Genomic DNA, 14,896 nt, shown 5'->3' on the forward strand with positions numbered 1-14,896 from the left:
GCGCGAGGTGCAGGCGGCCATCAACGCATCGCGCGTGGACCTGCCGGCCACGCTGCGCAGCAACCCCACCTACCGCAAGCGCAATCCGGCGGATGCGCCCGTCATCATCCTCACGCTGACCTCCAAGACGCGCACACCGGGCGAGATCTACGACGCGGTCTCCAACGTGGTGAGCCAGCGCATCTCGCAGGTGGCGGGCGTGGGCGAGGTCGAGATCGGCGGCGGCTCGCTGCCCGCGGTGCGCGTGGAACTGCTGCCGTTCGCGCTCAACCGCTATGGCATCAGCACCGAGGACGTGCGCGCAGCCATCCAGGCCTCCAACGCCAACCGCCCCAAGGGCGCCATCGAAGGCGATGGCAAGCGCCTGCAGATCTACACGCCTTCGCCCTCGCGCAAGGCGTCCGACTACGCCTCGCTGGTGATCGCCTGGCGCAACAACGCCGCCGTGCGCCTGGGCGACGTCGCGCGCGTGGTCGATGGCGTGGAGAACACGCGCACGCTGGGCCTGTTCAACGGCGACCCGGCCATCATCGTGCTCATCACGCGCCAGCCGGGCGCCAACATCATCGACACGGTGGACGGCGTGCGCGCGCTGCTGCCCGACCTGCAGGCGCAGCTGCCGCAGGACATCCAGGTGTCGGTGGCGTCGGACAGCACCAATTCCATCCGATCGTCGCTGCGCGAGATCGAGTTCACGCTCATGGTCTCCATCGCGCTGGTGGTGCTGGTGGTGGGCCTGTTCCTGCGCAAGGCGCGCGCCACGGTCATTCCGGCGGTGGCCACGGTGGTGTCGCTGCTGGGCACCTTCGGCATCATGTATTTTTTGGGCTTCAGCCTGAACAACCTGAGTCTGATGGCCCTCACGGTGGCCACCGGCTTCGTGGTGGACGACGCCATCGTGGTGCTGGAGAACACCAGCCGCCACATCGAGGCCGGCATGGACCGCATGGCCGCGGCGCTGCTGGGCGCGCGCGAGGTGGGCTTCACGGTGCTGTCGATCAGCCTGTCGCTGGTGGCGGTGTTCATACCGCTGCTGTTCATGGACGGGCAGGTGGGGCGCCTTTTCCGCGAATTCGCGGTCACGCTGTCGGTGGCGGTGGCGATCTCGCTGGTGATCTCGCTCACCACCACGCCGATGATGTGCGCGTGGCTGCTGCGCTCGGAAGACCCCGCCCAGGCCAAGCCCCCCGGCCGCTTCGCGCGCTGGGCCGAGCGGGGCTACGACGGCATGCTGCGCGGCTACGCCCACAGCCTGGACTGGGCGCTGGCGAGCAAGGCGCTGGTCATGCTGGTGCTGCTGGCGGTGATCGGGCTCAACGTGTACCTGTTCACCAAGATTCCCAAGGGCTACTTTCCGCAGCAGGACAACGGCCAGCTCAATGGCGGCTTGCGGGCCGACCAGAGCATCTCCTCCGACGCCCTGGCGCGCAAGCTGCGCCAGGCGGTGGGCATCATCCGCAACGATCCGGCGGTGGACACGGTGGTGGGCTTTTCCGGTGGCGGGCGGGCGGGCGGGGGCTTTCTGTTCGTGAACCTGAAGCCCGTGGGCGAACGCGCCGACAGCAGCAACGCCGTGATCGGGCGCCTGCGGCCGCAGCTGGCGCAGATCACCGGCCTGCAGGTGTTCCTGAGCCCGGTGCAGGACCTGCGCATGGGCGGGCGCTCCAGCAATTCGACCTACCAGTACACCCTCAAGAGCGACAACCTGGCCGACATGCGGCTGTGGGCCACGCGCCTGGCCGAGCGCCTGAAGCAGGAAGAGCTGCTGACCGACGTGGACACCGACCAGGCCGACAACGGCGTGGAGACCTATGTGGAGGTGGACCGGGCCAGCGCCTCGCGCCTGGGCGTGAGCGCCTCGGCCATCGACAGCGCGCTCTACAACGCCTTCGGCCAGCGCTCGGTGGCGACCATCTACGGCGAGCTGAACCAGTACTCCGTCATCATGGAGTGGGCGCCGGAATACACCAAGGGCCCGCCGGCGCTGGCCGACATCTTCGTGGCGTCCAACCCGACCGGGGCCACCGGCACGGCCGCCAATCCGGGCCAGCGCGGCGCCTCCACGGGGCAGGTGCTGAGCAACACCGCATCGACCATGGTTCCGTTGAGCGCCATCGCCAAGGTGGTGGAGCGGGCCTCGCCCACCTCCATCAACCACCAGGACGGCGAACTGGCCACGACGATCTCGTTCAACCTGGACGGGAACACCTCGCTGAGCCAGGCGAGGCAGGTCATCGAGCAGGCGGAGGCCGACATCGCCATGCCCACCAACGTGCGCGGCAGCTTCCAGGGCACGGCCCTCGGGTTCCAGCAATCGCAGTCGCAGCAGTTCTTCCTGATCCTGGCGGCCATCGTGGTGATCTACATTGTGCTGGGCGTGCTGTACGAAAGCCTGATCCACCCCATCACCGTGCTGACCACCTTGCCCTCGGCCGGCGTGGGGGCGGTGCTGGCGCTGCTGCTGTTCAACATGCAGTTCACCATCATCGCGCTCATCGGCGTGTTCTTGCTGATCGGCATCGTGAAGAAAAACGCCATCCTCATCATCGACTTCGCGCTGGAGGCCGAGCGTGCCCGGGGCCTGTCGGCGCTCGAGGCGGTGCGCGAGGCCTGCATGCTGCGCTTTCGACCCATCCTGATGACCACGCTGGCCGCCGCGCTGGGCGCCTTGCCGCTGGCCATTGGCTTCGGGCAGGGATCCGAGTTGCGCCAGCCGCTGGGCGTGGCCATCATCGGCGGCCTGATCGCCAGCCAGCTGCTGACCTTGCTCACCACCCCGGTGGTCTACGTGCTGCTGGACAAGCTGCGCCGCCGCTCCGCCAACGAACACCAACTGAGCCGCGCGGCCCCGCCTGCGGGTGCCGCTGCGTCTCCACTGCAACAACCATGACATCCGCTTTTCCTTCCCTTGCCTGGGCACCCCGCGCCGTGCGAGTGGCCTGCCTGGGCGCGCTGCTGCCCCTGGCCGCATGCTCCGTGGCGCCCGTGTACCAGCGCCCCGAACTGCCCCTGCCCACCGCCTTCAAGGAAGCGGGGGCGGTGTGGCAGCCCGCCGCGCCCGCCGATGCGATCGACCGCGGCGACTGGTGGACGCTGTTCCAGGACGACGACCTGAACCGCCTCGCCTCGCAGGTGCAACTGTCCAACCAGAACATCGCGGCCGCCGTGGCGGCCTACGCCCAGGCGCAGGCGCTGGTGCGCGAGCAGCGCGCCGGCCTGTTGCCCTCGGTCAGCCTGTCGGGCAGCGGCTCGCGCGCGGGCGGCGAGGGCTCCACCCGCCGCGGTACCACCACCCAGGCGGCACTGGGTGCGGACTGGGCACCCGATCTGTGGGGGCGCCTGGGCGGTGCAGTGGACAACGCCAGCGCCAATGCCCAGGCCAGCGAAGCCGATCTGGCTTCCGCCCGGCTGTCCGCCGTGGGCTCGCTGGTGTCGGCCTATTTCCAGCTGCGCGAAGCAGATGCCGAAATCGACCTGCTGCAGGCCACCGTGCAGGGCTACGAACGCAGCCTGCAGATCGCCCAGAACCGCTACGCCGCTGGCGTGGTGGCCAACTCCGACGTGCTGCAGGCCCGCACCCAGCTGGCCAACGCGCGCGCGGATCTCGCCACCATGCAGCAAAACCGCGCCCGCTACGAACACGCCATCGCCGTGCTGACGGGCGTGGCACCGGCCTCGTTCACGCTGCCACCCGCGCCCTGGAACATGCGGGCCCCCGAGGTGCCCGCAGGCATTCCGTCGACCCTGCTGCAGCGCCGCCCCGACATTGCCGCGGCCGAACGTGCGGTGGCCGCGGCCAATGCGCAGATCGGCGTGCAGCGCTCGGCCTATTACCCCAGCCTGAGCCTCACGGCCTCGCTGGGCCGCAGTGGCACCAGCGTGGGCGATCTGTTCAGCGCCTCCGGCGCGCTGTGGTCGCTGGGGCTGTCGGTGGCGCAGACGGTGTTCGACGGCGGCGCCATCGCCGCCCGGGTGGAAGGGGCCGAGGCCGCCCGCGACGCCCGCGCGGCCACCTACCGCCAGACGGTGCTGACCGCCTTCCAAGACGTGGAGGACCAGCTCACCGTGCTGCGCACGCTGCAGGCGCAGGAGCCTTTGCGCCAGGAAGCCGTGTCGGCCGCCAACCTCACCGAGCAGCAACTGCTGAACCGCTACCGCGAGGGCCAGGTGAGCTACACCGAGGTGGTGACGGCCCAGGTCACCGCGCTGTCGGCACGGCGCGCGCTGCTGCAGCTGCAGGTGAACCGACAGCTGGCGGCCGCCACGCTGGTGCAGGCGCTGGGTGGGGGATGGCAGGCGCGGTGGGAAGGCGAGGCAGGGGCGCAGTGAGCGTCTGGTGAAGCGGTTGGAAACCAGCGGTGGCCAGGAGGGTGCTACCGTGCCCCCGGTGCACCTCCGGTCCTGGCGCAGGCAATGACGCGATGCCCGCATCGGCGTATTCAGTCGGCGCAATGAAATCAGCGTAATACTTGCTTCATGGATTGGTGTTAAACCGATTCACCCCAGCTGCCGTCCCTTTTCGCCCCAGACAATGACGCTCACCGAACTCAAGTACATCGTCGCCCTTGCGCAGGAAAAGCGTTTCAGCCGCGCAGCCCACCTTTGCAATGTCTCCCAGCCCTCGCTGTCGATGGCCATCAAGAAGCTGGAAGAGGAACTGGAACTCAAGCTGTTCGAGCGCACGGCGGGACAGGTGTCGGTCACGCCGGTGGGTGAGGAGATCGTCTACGAGGCCCGGCGGATCCTCGAGCATGCGGCCGCCATCCAGAAAATCGCCCAGCGCGGCAAGGACCCGCTGGCCGGCACGGTCAAGATCGGCGTGTCCTATACCGTCGGTCCGTATCTGCTGCCCGAGCTGGTGCACCACTCCAAGGCCCGCACGCCGCAGATGGAGCTCATTCTCAAGGGCAGCTTCACGGAGCGGCTGATCGAAATGCTGGGCACCGGGGAGATCGATTGCGCCATCATGGCCGAGCCCTTTCGCTCCACCGGGCTGGCCAAGGCGGCCCTGTACGATGAACCCCTGATCGCGGCGGTGCCTGCCTCGCACATCCTGGCGCGGCGTGAAAGCGTCTCCACGACCGAACTGCAGGGCGAGACGCTGCTGCTGCTGGAGGCGGACGAGAGTCTGCGGGAACACCTGGAAGCACTGAGCCCGGAGGCAGCGCCGGCCCTGGGCGATGCGGAAGGGGTGAGCCACACCTTCGAAGGCTACTCGCTGGAAACCATCAAGCACATGGTCTCGCGCGGCATGGGCATTACCCTCGTGCCGCGCCTGTCGGTGCCGCAGGACCAGATGCACTCGGGCTACAAGCGGCGCAAGGACGATGAGCATCCCGCCGAAAAGCGCCGCCGCAACGACGACAACCAGATCCGCTACCTGCCCATCCAGCAGGAATCCGGCCAGCCGCCACCCGTGCGTCGGATCGTGCTGGCCTGGCGCAGGAGCTTTCCCCGCTACGAGGTCATTGCCGCCCTGCGCAATGCGATCTATGCGTGCGAGCTTCCCGGCGTCACGCCCATTCTGAGGTAGAGGGGCCGCTGGGCTGGGATCAGGGACCTGGCTTGCCGGCGGTCAGGGGCGGGTAGGTGCCCGTCCCTTCGGGCCAAGCGGTGAGCACCTCGTACCCCTCGGGCGTGACCGCCACCATGTGTTCCCACTGGGCGGAGAGGGATCGGTCCTTCGTCACCACGGTCCACCCATCGGATAGTTGCCGGGTCTCGCGTCTGCCCGCGTTGAGCATCGGCTCGATGGTGAACACCATGCCCGGTTCCAGCCGCAGCCCCTCTCCGCGGCGGCCGTAGTGCAGCACTTGCATATCTTCGTGATAGACCTGACCGATGCCGTGTCCGCAGTACTCGCGCACCACGCTGAAGTGCTCCCGGTGAGCCACGGACTGGATGGCATGGCCAATGTCGCCCAGCGTCCCTCCGGGTCGGACCTGCTGGATGCCCGCCCGCAGGGCTTCATAGGTCGTCTCCACCAGGCGCCGGGCCAAGGTACTGGGGGCGCCGACGAAGTACATGCGGCTGGTGTCGCCGAACCATCCATCCTTGATGACGGCGACATCGATGTTGACGATGTCGCCCTGCTTCAGGATCTTGTCGGGCGAAGGGATGCCATGGCAAACCACCTGGTTGACGGAGGTCAGGATGGTCTTGGGGTACCCCTGGTAGCCCACGTTGGCTGGAATGGCGCCCTGGACATTCACGATGTGGTCATGGCAGATGCGGTCGAGCGCCTCGGTGCTCACGCCGGGCACGACGTGGGGTGCCACCATGCTGAGGACCTCCGCGGCCAGTTGCCCCGCCTGCCGGGCCATCGCGATCTGCTCGGCCGACTTGATGCGAATGTCGCTGGCCATCAGTGTTGCCCGGGCGAGGAGGGGGCGGGCTTGCCCGAGGAGGCCGTTGCAGCCACCGAGATGTCCAGTCCCCCGGCGAGCTCGGCGCGGATCAGCAGTTGGCAGATTTCCCGGTGGTTCAACTCCGGATACAGCTCGGTGAGCATGCCGACGCGCATCCAGTGCTCGGCCTGCGCATTGATCGATCGGCTGAGTGCGTTGCCTGCCACGCGCAGGTTTTCGTGCATCAGATCCGAAATTTTGACGATTCCCATCAGTCACCTCTATACGAAACGTATGTGAAGTATACGTGTTTCATATGGTTTTTGATGGCTTCTCACGGGTTGGATCCGTGACTGGGAGACCAAGCAACCTCCTTTGACCTTTAAGCTGCCGCTCTTTCCAATCGCCAACGGGTGTTTACCGCGCAACTCGGTTCGCATTCGTTGAAACGAGAGCGCGCGACCCGGTTACGCTCGGAGCCCGCGCCGGGGCGCGCGTTGCCGTGCGACGGGCTGCTGTCTTACTGTTTTATTGAGTAAAGGCTTGTAGGCAAGGTCCGTTTTAAACCGCCCACTGTCTCGATTTCCTGAATGGGATGTCGAGAAAGCCTATCTATTGCGCTTCGACTATTGTCCTGAATGAACCAATATGTAATATTGGCAATGAAATTTTGCTTATCACTGGTCAAGGCGCGAGCATCGGTTCGATCGTAAGGAAACACTTCCATGGGTTTTAGGGATTTATGGGACACGTTACGTGCCCGCCGGCGCATGCGCTTTGAAAATACGGATGCGTTTCCAATGAGCGAAGAGTTGCACGAACTCGAGCCCTCCACGCATTCACCCCAGTCGGAGCTAGGGGTGGCCTTGATGCTGCGGCGGCGCATGGACCGCCCCCGCACGCGGATGGTGCCGGTCCTGCTGTGCTTGCTGTATCTGGCTTGCGTGCTGGTTTACTTTGCCTTGGGCGTGGTGGGTCTTTCCACGGTGCTGGTGGTCGCGGCCCTCATCGCATTGCTGGTGGTCGCTTTCATGGGCCTTTTCTATTTGGGTGTCCACGAGCATTTCGCCGACCGCCAAATGCGGTTGCCCATCGTGATCGGCTCGGCGGGCGCATTGCTTCTGGTTTTTTATCTGGAGCCCGTCACGCAGATCGCTCTGGCGCCGTTTTTGTTCGTGGTCATGGCCTATGGCCTGTTCACCCTGTCGCGCAACATGGCACTGGCGGTGTGCGTCGGTATCCTTGCGGTCTACGGAGCGATCAGCGGTTTGCACTATGCCCAGGACGAGAATGCCGCATTGCTGCGCCTGGAAGTACTGCACATCGTGTCGCTGGCACTGGCATTACCCGCCTATGTGCTGTTGATGGGGCGTGTGCGCATGTTGCACCGGTTGCTGCAAAAGAAAAGCAGCGAAGTGCGCTCCATTACCGAAAGCGCGCGCCGTGATGCCCTGGCGGGATGCCTGAATCGGCGGTCCGTCCTGGCCGCCCTCGAAGAGCAAAAGCAGTTGGCGGACGAAAGCGGCATTCCGCTTTGCCTGGCCGTGGTGGATCTGGATCACTTCAAGCGGATCAACGACGAAATGGGCCACCTGGAGGGCGACGAAGTGCTTCGCACCTTTGCCAAGCTGGGGCAGGGCGCCGTGCGGGCTGACGATTTCTTCGGTCGATACGGCGGCGAAGAATTCCTGGTGATCTTTCCCGCGACGCCCTTGCTGCCTGCGCTGAACACCTGCGAGCGCATCCGCGTGCAGGTGGAGTCGCACGCTTGGGAAAACCCCCGCCTGCGGGGCCGGGTGACGGTGTCGATCGGTGTCACCCAATACGTGCTGGGTGAGACTGCCCTCGAGTTCTTCGCCCGTGCCGATGCCGCGATGTACATGGCCAAGCAAGGCGGGCGAAACCAGGTCGTGGTGCAGGAGCCCGTGGGGGCCGGCAGTGCTGCCAATGATGAAGAGGTGCAGGTGCCGTCGCACGGCTACTTCTAGGCGGGCTCTCCTGCGGCGCTCTGACTGAGCCACCAGAAAATCAGCGGTTTTTTGGGTTTTCCATCGATTTCTGGGATGCTTCGGAGATGATCCCCGAGCTCAAGACCCTCATCGCGGTTTGCAGATACGGAACCTTCGCGTCAGCGGGGGAGCAGATCGGACTGACCCAGTCGGCCGTCAGCAGCCAGATCAAGCGGCTGGAGGACGCGTTGGGATTTCCCCTGTTCGACAGGACCGGCCGCTCTGCAACGCTGAATGCGGCCGGACAGACGACTGTCGAGCGTGCGGAGGTCATCTGCGCGCTCTTTTCAAGGCTCGGTGATCCCCCCGATGAAAGCGCCACGCAAGGTGTTCTGCGCATCGGCTCCATTGCCTCGGCGCAGCCGACGCTTGTGGCCCGTGCGCTGGAGGGACTGAGGCGCCTGTTTCCGCAGGTCCGCGTGCATGTATCTCCCGGTGTCTCCATGCGGTTGATGGACGATCTCGACGCGGGAAAAATCGATGCCGCGGTGATGATCCGCCCTCCTTTCGGCATGCCCTCCGATCTGGCGTGGCAATCGCTCGTCCACGAGCCCTTCGTGCTGATCGTTCCCAAGGAGGAGACGGCGCGCAAGGATTGGCGTACCTTGATCCAGGCTCGGCCATTTCTTCGCTACGACCGGGTCTCGTTCGGTGGCCGAATGGTCGAAGGTTTCCTGCGGCGCCAGGGCCTGGCGGTCAATGAGGCCGTCGAACTGGATGAGATTCCCGGACTCATTCATCTCGCATCGAAAGGGGTGGGCGTTGCATTGGTTCCGTTGGTGGAAGCCCACCTGCCGTTGCCCGATGGCGTGCGTGTGATCTCGCTGCAGGAACACACCTTCCATCGTGAAATCGGGTTGCTCCAGCGTCGGGCCCAGAGCCGTTCGCCGTTCGTCGCCCACTTCTCGCGCAGCCTGGCAGAGGCTTCGCAGATCGGCCGCGTGAAGGCTCCCGCCGGGGCCAAGGCGCAAATGCTGGCCTTCCGCCGTCCCAAAGCGCCATAGCAGGGATACCGCGGTGGCGTGGTCGGCTCCGATGGCAGCCTTTTCCCTGTCGACCCGGATCACGGCCGTGGCGGATGTGATGACCAGACCGTCCGTCCGGGCCGCGATCTCCGGGGCCTGCCCCTTCTTTTGCGCAAAGTCCAACGGGTTGGCCACCGTGCCGTTTCGAAAGAGCGCAATGCGGGTCCGTGGCGTCACCGGTCGCTATCTCACCTGAAGCCGGTCGGGTTGCACAGCCCCTTCGTGAACGGCATGGCGCCGGATACATCGCGAATGCCCACCGTGACCGTCGCCGACTCCCTGATCTTTTTCAAGGTATCGGTTTGTGCAGAGGCCGAAGCCGCAAGCGCCGTGCGCACCGCGGTCACGCCAGCGCGGGTGGTGAGGGAAGGTTCATCGCGCGTTCTCACTTGGCGAAGAGCGAACCCAGGTCCGCGAAAGCCTTCATCTCGATGGCATTGCCCGAGGGGTCCAGGAAGAACATGGTTGCCTGCTCGCCAGGTTCGCCTTTGAACCGGATGTACGGTTCGATGACGAATTTCGTATGCACCGCAGCCAGCTTGTCTGCCAGCGCCTGCCATGTGTCCATGGGCAGGATGGCGCCGAAATGCCGAACGGGGACGTCGTGCCCGTCGACGGCACTGCTCGCCCTGTGGCCGCATTCCTCGGGTGCCAGGTGGGCGACGATCTGATGGCCGTAGAAATCGAAATCGACCCACTCCGGAGCGCTTCGCCCTTCAGGACAGCCCAGCAGCTGCCCGTAGAAAGCGCGGGCTTCCGCGATGTCGCGGACGGGAAAAGCAAGATGGAAAGGAATGCGTGCAGGGGTGTCTGTCATGGCGTCGCCGTGGTGTGGAAGTTCGACATGACCCAGACTTTAGAAAACAAAAGGCATAACCGAAAACGATATATCTTCTTGCTGAGCACCAATGGAATTGATGCTTGAGCCGAGGCGAGAAGGCCGCCGTGCCATGGCGCTCCGGGATCTTCCGCCGCTCTTGCCGCGCGCCGATAATCCCGCCTGTCATTTCAAGGAGCGCCAGTGGATGTCGTATTGTTGGTCAAGGCCGCCATCATGGGGGTGGTCGAGGGCCTGACAGAGTTTCTTCCCATCTCTTCCACCGGGCATCTGATCCTGGCGGGTTCATTGCTCGGGTTCGACGATGCGAAGGCCAAGGTCTTCGATATCGCCATCCAGACCGGTGCGATCTTCGCGGTGATTCTGGTTTACTGGCAGAAGATCCGGGCCACCGTGGTGGCGCTGCCCACGCAGCGGCAGGCGCGGCGCTTCGCACTCAACGTGATCATCGGATTCCTGCCCGCCGTGGTGCTGGCGCTGATCTTTGGCAAGCTCATCAAGGAGCACCTGTTCACGCCCGTGGTGGTGGCCAGTACGTTCATCCTGGGCGGCTTTGTCATCCTGTGGGCCGAGCGCCGTTCGCCCCGCGCGGTGCGCGTGCACGAGGTGGACGACATGACGCCGCTCGATGCCCTCAAGGTGGGGCTGGCGCAGTGCCTGGCCATGGTGCCTGGCACGAGCCGCAGCGGCGCCACGATCATCGGCGGCATGCTGCTGGGGCTGTCTCGCAAGGCGGCCACCGACTTCTCGTTCTTCCTGGCCATCCCGACGCTGATCGGTGCGGGGGTCTACAGCCTGTACAAGGAGCGGCACCTGCTGACGGTGGGCGACGTGCCATTGTTCGCGGTCGGGCTGGTGTTCTCGTTCATCAGCGCCTGGCTCTGCGTGCGCTGGCTGCTGCGCTACATCAGCACGCACAGCTTCGTGCCGTTCGCGTACTACCGCATCGGCTTCGGCATCGTGGTGCTGGTGACCGCCTGGACCGGGTGGGTGACCTGGGCGGATTGACGGGTGCCGGCCACTCGTGCCAGTGGCGGCCCGCCAGCCCATCCGCTGAGGCATTGGTAACAGAAAGTGATAAGCTGCCCCGCGCAAGCCGGAATGCCGGGGAATGGCAGCGGCAGGCTGCCGCAGCGCCCCTTTTAGCCCCGGTTGCCCACGCCGCCAACGACAACAGTCAAAGGTTCCCGCCGTATGACGCCAAACGAGCTGCCGGGATTTCGCACGCTGCCCGCGTCGAGGGCGGCTGCCGAGTTTTCAGCCGAAGAGATGCTGGGGCTGCTCACACGCAGCGTGGGCGCCACCGTGGCGGCGGTGAACCGGCAGCAGCGCGTGGTGTACGTGAACGACGAATACGCCCGCTGGTTCGGCGCGCCCGCCTCGGAGCTGGTGGGCAAGACGCTGCTGGAGCTGTACGGCGATTACAACCATTCGCGCTTCATGCCGTTCGTGGAGCGGGTGTTGCGCGGCGAGCGCCTGAACTACCAGCGCCTGGTGCACAACCCCGAAGGCTTCGAGGAGTGGCGCACCATCTGCCTTGCGCCCTGGCGCAACGCCCAGGGCGAGATCGACGGCTTCGTCACCACGGCCCTGGATGTGCATGAGCTGCAGGTGACCATGAATGCCTTGCGCGCGGCCAACCAGCGGCTGTCTTCGCACATGGACAACAGCCCTCTGGCCGTGCTGGAGATGGACCACGAATTGCGGCTGCTGCACTGCTCGCGCCGTGCCATCCAGCTGATGGGCTGGGAAGACGTGGTGCAGATCGAGGCGCGGTCGCTGCTGGCATTGCCGGGCACGGCGGCCATGGACGAGAACCTCACGCAGGCCCTGGCCAGCCTGCAATCGGGCCGCGAATCCCAGAACCGCGTGGAAACCTGCTTTCTGCGCGGCGACGGCACCGAGATGCACTGCGAGTGGTTCAACTCCGCGCTCACCGATGCCGAAGGGCGGGTGACCTCGATCATGTCGCTGGTGCAGGACGTTTCTTCCAAGATCGAGATTTCGCGCCAGCAGCAGTATCTGGCCAATCACGATTCGCTCACCGGCCTGTACAACCGCTCGGCTTTCCACCGCCGCTGCGAGCGGTCTCTGGAGGTCGCGCGCCACCAGGCCGGCACGGTGGCGCTGCTTTTCATCGACCTGGATGGCTTCAAGAAGATCAACGACGAGCAGGGCCACAAGGTGGGCGACGAGGTGCTGCGGCTCGTGGCCAAGCGCCTGGGCAACGTGGTGCGCGCTCAGGACACCGTGGCACGCCTCGGGGGCGACGAGTTCCTGGTGATGCTGGACACCGACGTGGACCATGGCGCCCCCCGCAGCCTGGGCCACCGCATCATCGATGCCCTGGGCCAGCCGATGCGGGTGGAGGGGCGCGACGTGCGCGTGGGCGCCAGCATCGGCGTGGCGACGTATCCGCCCATCGAGGGCGATATCGAGGTGCTCATGGGCCGGGCGGACCAGGCCATGTATGCCGCCAAGCGCGCGGGCTCTGGCTGCGTGCGCTACGCCGAGCCGCCTGCCGAGCGGCCTTGACCAGGCGGGCGGCCTGGCCGGCATGCCGCCCGTCCTCGCGGCGAATGGCATGTGCGGCTTGCACGCTCCGGATCAGTCTTTCGGAGGCGGCGGCAGCGCGATGCTCTGCGCGTAGTGGAAAAAGTTCGTCGGGTCGTACTGCAGCTTGACCTGCTGCAGCTTGGCGTACGTGGGGGCATCCCAGTAGGCGTCGGCGAAGTTCTCCAGTGTGGCATCGGGGTAGTTCTGGTACACGGCACCGCACAGCCACGGCTTGACCAGCTCCATCAGGCCTGCCAGCCACAGCTCCATGTGGGCGCGCTCTTCTTCGTCGCGCCAGAACACGTCCACCACCAGGTCGCAGTCCATGTGTCGGTGGATGAAGGCGCTGTCGGCCGCGGGGTAGCGGTTGATGGCGCCGCCATAGGGCTCCAGGTAGGCGAGCGACCAGGTGTTGGGCGAGGTGCTGAAGTAGTCCACCAGCTGCTGCCACTGGGCCTGGGTGACCGGCTGCGCGATGTACGCGCTGGCCTTGGATTCGCAGATGTGCGCGGGCAGGTTGTCGGGCAACTCGTAGGGCTCGTTCTCCAGGTAGCCGTTCATGTCCGGGTAGGTGCCCGTCTTGTCCACCAGCAGCTTCGCGCTCGGCACGGCCAGCAGGGAGGCGATGGCGTGCATGCCATCCTCGCGCGAACCGCAGAACATGCCCTGCACCATGTACACGGGCTTGCCGTTCAGGTAGCCCAGATTCATCATGTAGCCGAGCGTGTCGGGCGCGCCCACCTTCATGTAGCTGGTCTGGAAGAGTTCCAGCACCTGCGCGGCGTGCGCCGCATCCCAGCTGATGGACCATGCCCACACCTGGTCGAGCGGCACCATGCGGTAGGTCACCTGCAGCACCACGCCGAAGTTGCCCCCCGTGCCGCCGCGCAGCGCCCAAAAGAGGTTCGGGTTCTCCGTTTTGCTGGCCGTCACGGTGGTGCCGTCGGCCAGCATCACGCGCATCGAATCCACCAGGTCGCTCTGGATGCCGAAGGCGCGCGAGGTGTAGCCGTAGCCGCCCCCCTGCACGAAGCCCCCCACGCACACGTTGCCGCAGGCGCCGGTGGGAACGTGCCAGCCGGTGTGGTTCATCGCGGCATTGAACTGTTCGAATTGGGTGCCCGGCAGCACATGCACGAGCGCCTGGGCGCGATCCAGCACCACGCCGCTCAGCAGGCTGAGGTCGATCACCATGCCGCTGTTGACCGAATAGCCGGCAGTGCTGTGGCCGCCCGAGCGCACGGCTACCCAGGCGTTGAAGGTGCGGGCGTAGGCCAGGCACAGCGCCACGTCGGTCTCGCAAGCGCAATACACGATGACCCACGGGTAGGACTGGAAGGCCGGGTTGGACTCCTGGCGGTCGTTTTCATATCTTGGGTCGCCGGGCACGATGATGCGCCCGAGCAGTCCGTCTTCCAGCGCGGCCAGCGCCTGCCAGGGGGTGGGATCGTCTGCGGGCCGGCTGGCGGCCAGTGCGTTCAGGTGGGCGACGCGGGCGTCCTTGGCAATGCGGGCGGGACTCTTGCGATGGGCCATGGGGTGAAGCTCCTTGGGTGGTTGGACGATGGACGGAAAAAGGGTGCTCGAGGTGGAGGGGCGGTGAGGGTCGGCCGGGGCGGCACTAGGCGGACGACAGCGCCAGGTCCCCGGTGTTGCGCCGCACGCAGAACTTGCCGCTTTGCTTGCCGGTGTACATGGCGGCATCGGCCAGCTTGATCAGCAGGGCCGGCTCGGTGGAGTCCAGTGGCGCCAGGGCATACCCGATGGTCAGGCCCACGTACAGTTCGAGATCGCCCAGCACGATGGGGGTGCGAAATGCATCCAGCAACTGGTTGCCGAGCGCATGCGCCTGCTCGGGGCTGGCAAGGTCATTGGCCATCACCACGAACTCGTCGCCGCCGATGCGGGCGACGGTGTCGGTGTGGCGCAGGTGTTCGTGCAGGCGCGCCGTCACCGCCACCAGCAGTTGGTCGCCCACGTCGTGTCCGTGGCTGTCGTTCACCGGCTTGAAGCCGTCCAGATCGAGCATGTACACGGCCGCCAGATGCTCGGGCGTGCACCGGGCCATGGCGGCCGCCAGCGCCAGGTCGAGCCCGCGCCGGTTCGCCAGGCCGGTGAGCG

At 65.9% G+C, this 14,896-nt stretch carries 13 protein-coding genes; 7 read left to right on the forward strand and 6 right to left on the reverse strand.

Features of this window, described 5'->3' with window-relative positions; translation table 11 throughout:
* From AC27IO_RS12955 to AC27IO_RS12965, 3 genes are all read left to right on the forward strand, one after another.
* The coding region (locus tag AC27IO_RS12955) for an efflux RND transporter permease subunit (RefSeq protein WP_498739154.1) at nt 1-2,890 on the forward strand (2,890 nt) is incomplete at its 5' end.
* On the forward strand, nt 2,887-4,329 hold the full coding sequence (locus AC27IO_RS12960) for an efflux transporter outer membrane subunit (RefSeq protein WP_498739155.1): 1,443 nt from the start codon (nt 2,887-2,889) through the stop codon (nt 4,327-4,329). The genes AC27IO_RS12955 and AC27IO_RS12960, both read left to right, overlap by 4 nt.
* A gap of 202 nt (nt 4,330-4,531) precedes the next feature.
* Nucleotides 4,532-5,533 (forward strand): hydrogen peroxide-inducible genes activator, encoded by a 1,002-nt coding sequence (locus AC27IO_RS12965; protein ID WP_317351982.1) that lies wholly within the window; start codon nt 4,532-4,534, stop codon nt 5,531-5,533.
* Between the two features lie 19 nt (nt 5,534-5,552).
* On the opposite strand, the gene map is transcribed toward AC27IO_RS12965, so the two are convergent.
* A complete protein-coding gene (gene map / locus AC27IO_RS12970) occupies nt 5,553-6,365 on the reverse strand; it encodes a type I methionyl aminopeptidase (protein WP_498739156.1) in 813 nt (270 codons plus the stop codon).
* On the reverse strand, nt 6,365-6,619 hold the full coding sequence (locus tag AC27IO_RS12975; protein ID WP_272564350.1) for a ParD-like family protein: 255 nt from the start codon (nt 6,617-6,619) through the stop codon (nt 6,365-6,367). Before AC27IO_RS12975 ends, map begins: the two co-directional genes overlap by 1 nt.
* A 453-nt stretch (nt 6,620-7,072) precedes the next feature.
* Here AC27IO_RS12975 and AC27IO_RS12980 point away from each other — a divergent pair, with 453 nt between their 5' ends.
* Both AC27IO_RS12980 and AC27IO_RS12985 read left to right on the forward strand, forming a co-directional pair.
* A complete protein-coding gene (locus AC27IO_RS12980; RefSeq protein ID WP_284428937.1) occupies nt 7,073-8,335 on the forward strand; it encodes a GGDEF domain-containing protein in 1,263 nt (420 codons plus the stop codon).
* A gap of 86 nt (nt 8,336-8,421) precedes the next feature.
* On the forward strand, nt 8,422-9,360 hold the full coding sequence (locus tag AC27IO_RS12985; protein WP_284428936.1) for a LysR family transcriptional regulator: 939 nt from the start codon (nt 8,422-8,424) through the stop codon (nt 9,358-9,360).
* Between the two features lie 209 nt (nt 9,361-9,569).
* Here the strand turns inward: AC27IO_RS12985 and AC27IO_RS12990 are convergent, their stop codons facing one another.
* Nucleotides 9,570-9,728: a hypothetical protein gene (locus AC27IO_RS12990; RefSeq protein ID WP_284428935.1), complete on the reverse strand. Its 159-nt coding sequence runs from the start codon at nt 9,726-9,728 to the stop codon at nt 9,570-9,572.
* Between the two features lie 38 nt (nt 9,729-9,766).
* Nucleotides 9,767-10,198, reverse strand: a complete 432-nt coding sequence (locus tag AC27IO_RS12995) for a VOC family protein (protein WP_284428934.1) — start codon at nt 10,196-10,198, stop codon at nt 9,767-9,769.
* Between the two features lie 204 nt (nt 10,199-10,402).
* Here AC27IO_RS12995 and AC27IO_RS13000 point away from each other — a divergent pair, with 204 nt between their 5' ends.
* Nucleotides 10,403-11,227: an undecaprenyl-diphosphate phosphatase gene (locus AC27IO_RS13000; protein WP_272564344.1), complete on the forward strand. Its 825-nt coding sequence runs from the start codon at nt 10,403-10,405 to the stop codon at nt 11,225-11,227.
* A gap of 186 nt (nt 11,228-11,413) precedes the next feature.
* Complete coding sequence (locus tag AC27IO_RS13005) at nt 11,414-12,754, forward strand: diguanylate cyclase domain-containing protein (RefSeq protein ID WP_498739157.1); 1,341 nt, start codon at nt 11,414-11,416, stop codon at nt 12,752-12,754.
* A 72-nt stretch (nt 12,755-12,826) separates the two neighbouring features.
* Here AC27IO_RS13005 and AC27IO_RS13010 read toward each other — a convergent pair whose 3' ends face one another.
* Together AC27IO_RS13010 and AC27IO_RS13015 are read right to left on the reverse strand one after the other, a co-directional pair.
* Complete coding sequence (locus AC27IO_RS13010; protein WP_498739158.1) at nt 12,827-14,311, reverse strand: FAD-binding oxidoreductase; 1,485 nt, start codon at nt 14,309-14,311, stop codon at nt 12,827-12,829.
* Nucleotides 14,312-14,396: 85 nt separating this feature from the next.
* On the reverse strand, nt 14,397-14,896 hold a 500-nt coding region (locus AC27IO_RS13015; RefSeq protein WP_487089721.1), incomplete at its 5' end, for a diguanylate cyclase domain-containing protein.

It is taken from the genome of Acidovorax sp. KNOB132, from assembly GCF_057541515.1.

What these genes read in the sequence shown, in the direction of transcription:
- AC27IO_RS12975 (WP_272564350.1), bottom strand. Translation starts at nt 6,619, where the DNA reads ATGGGAATCGTCAAAATTTCGGATCTGATGCACGAAAACCTGCGCGTG.
- AC27IO_RS12995 (WP_284428934.1), bottom strand. Translation starts at nt 10,198, where the DNA reads ATGACAGACACCCCTGCACGCATTCCTTTCCATCTTGCTTTTCCCGTC.
- AC27IO_RS13010 (WP_498739158.1), bottom strand. Translation starts at nt 14,311, where the DNA reads ATGGCCCATCGCAAGAGTCCCGCCCGCATTGCCAAGGACGCCCGCGTC.
- AC27IO_RS12985 (WP_284428936.1), top strand. Translation starts at nt 8,422, where the DNA reads ATGATCCCCGAGCTCAAGACCCTCATCGCGGTTTGCAGATACGGAACC.
- AC27IO_RS12980 (WP_284428937.1), top strand. Translation starts at nt 7,073, where the DNA reads ATGGGTTTTAGGGATTTATGGGACACGTTACGTGCCCGCCGGCGCATG.
- AC27IO_RS13005 (WP_498739157.1), top strand. Translation starts at nt 11,414, where the DNA reads ATGACGCCAAACGAGCTGCCGGGATTTCGCACGCTGCCCGCGTCGAGG.
- map (WP_498739156.1), bottom strand. Translation starts at nt 6,365, where the DNA reads ATGGCCAGCGACATTCGCATCAAGTCGGCCGAGCAGATCGCGATGGCC.
- AC27IO_RS12965 (WP_317351982.1), top strand. Translation starts at nt 4,532, where the DNA reads ATGACGCTCACCGAACTCAAGTACATCGTCGCCCTTGCGCAGGAAAAG.
- AC27IO_RS12960 (WP_498739155.1), top strand. Translation starts at nt 2,887, where the DNA reads ATGACATCCGCTTTTCCTTCCCTTGCCTGGGCACCCCGCGCCGTGCGA.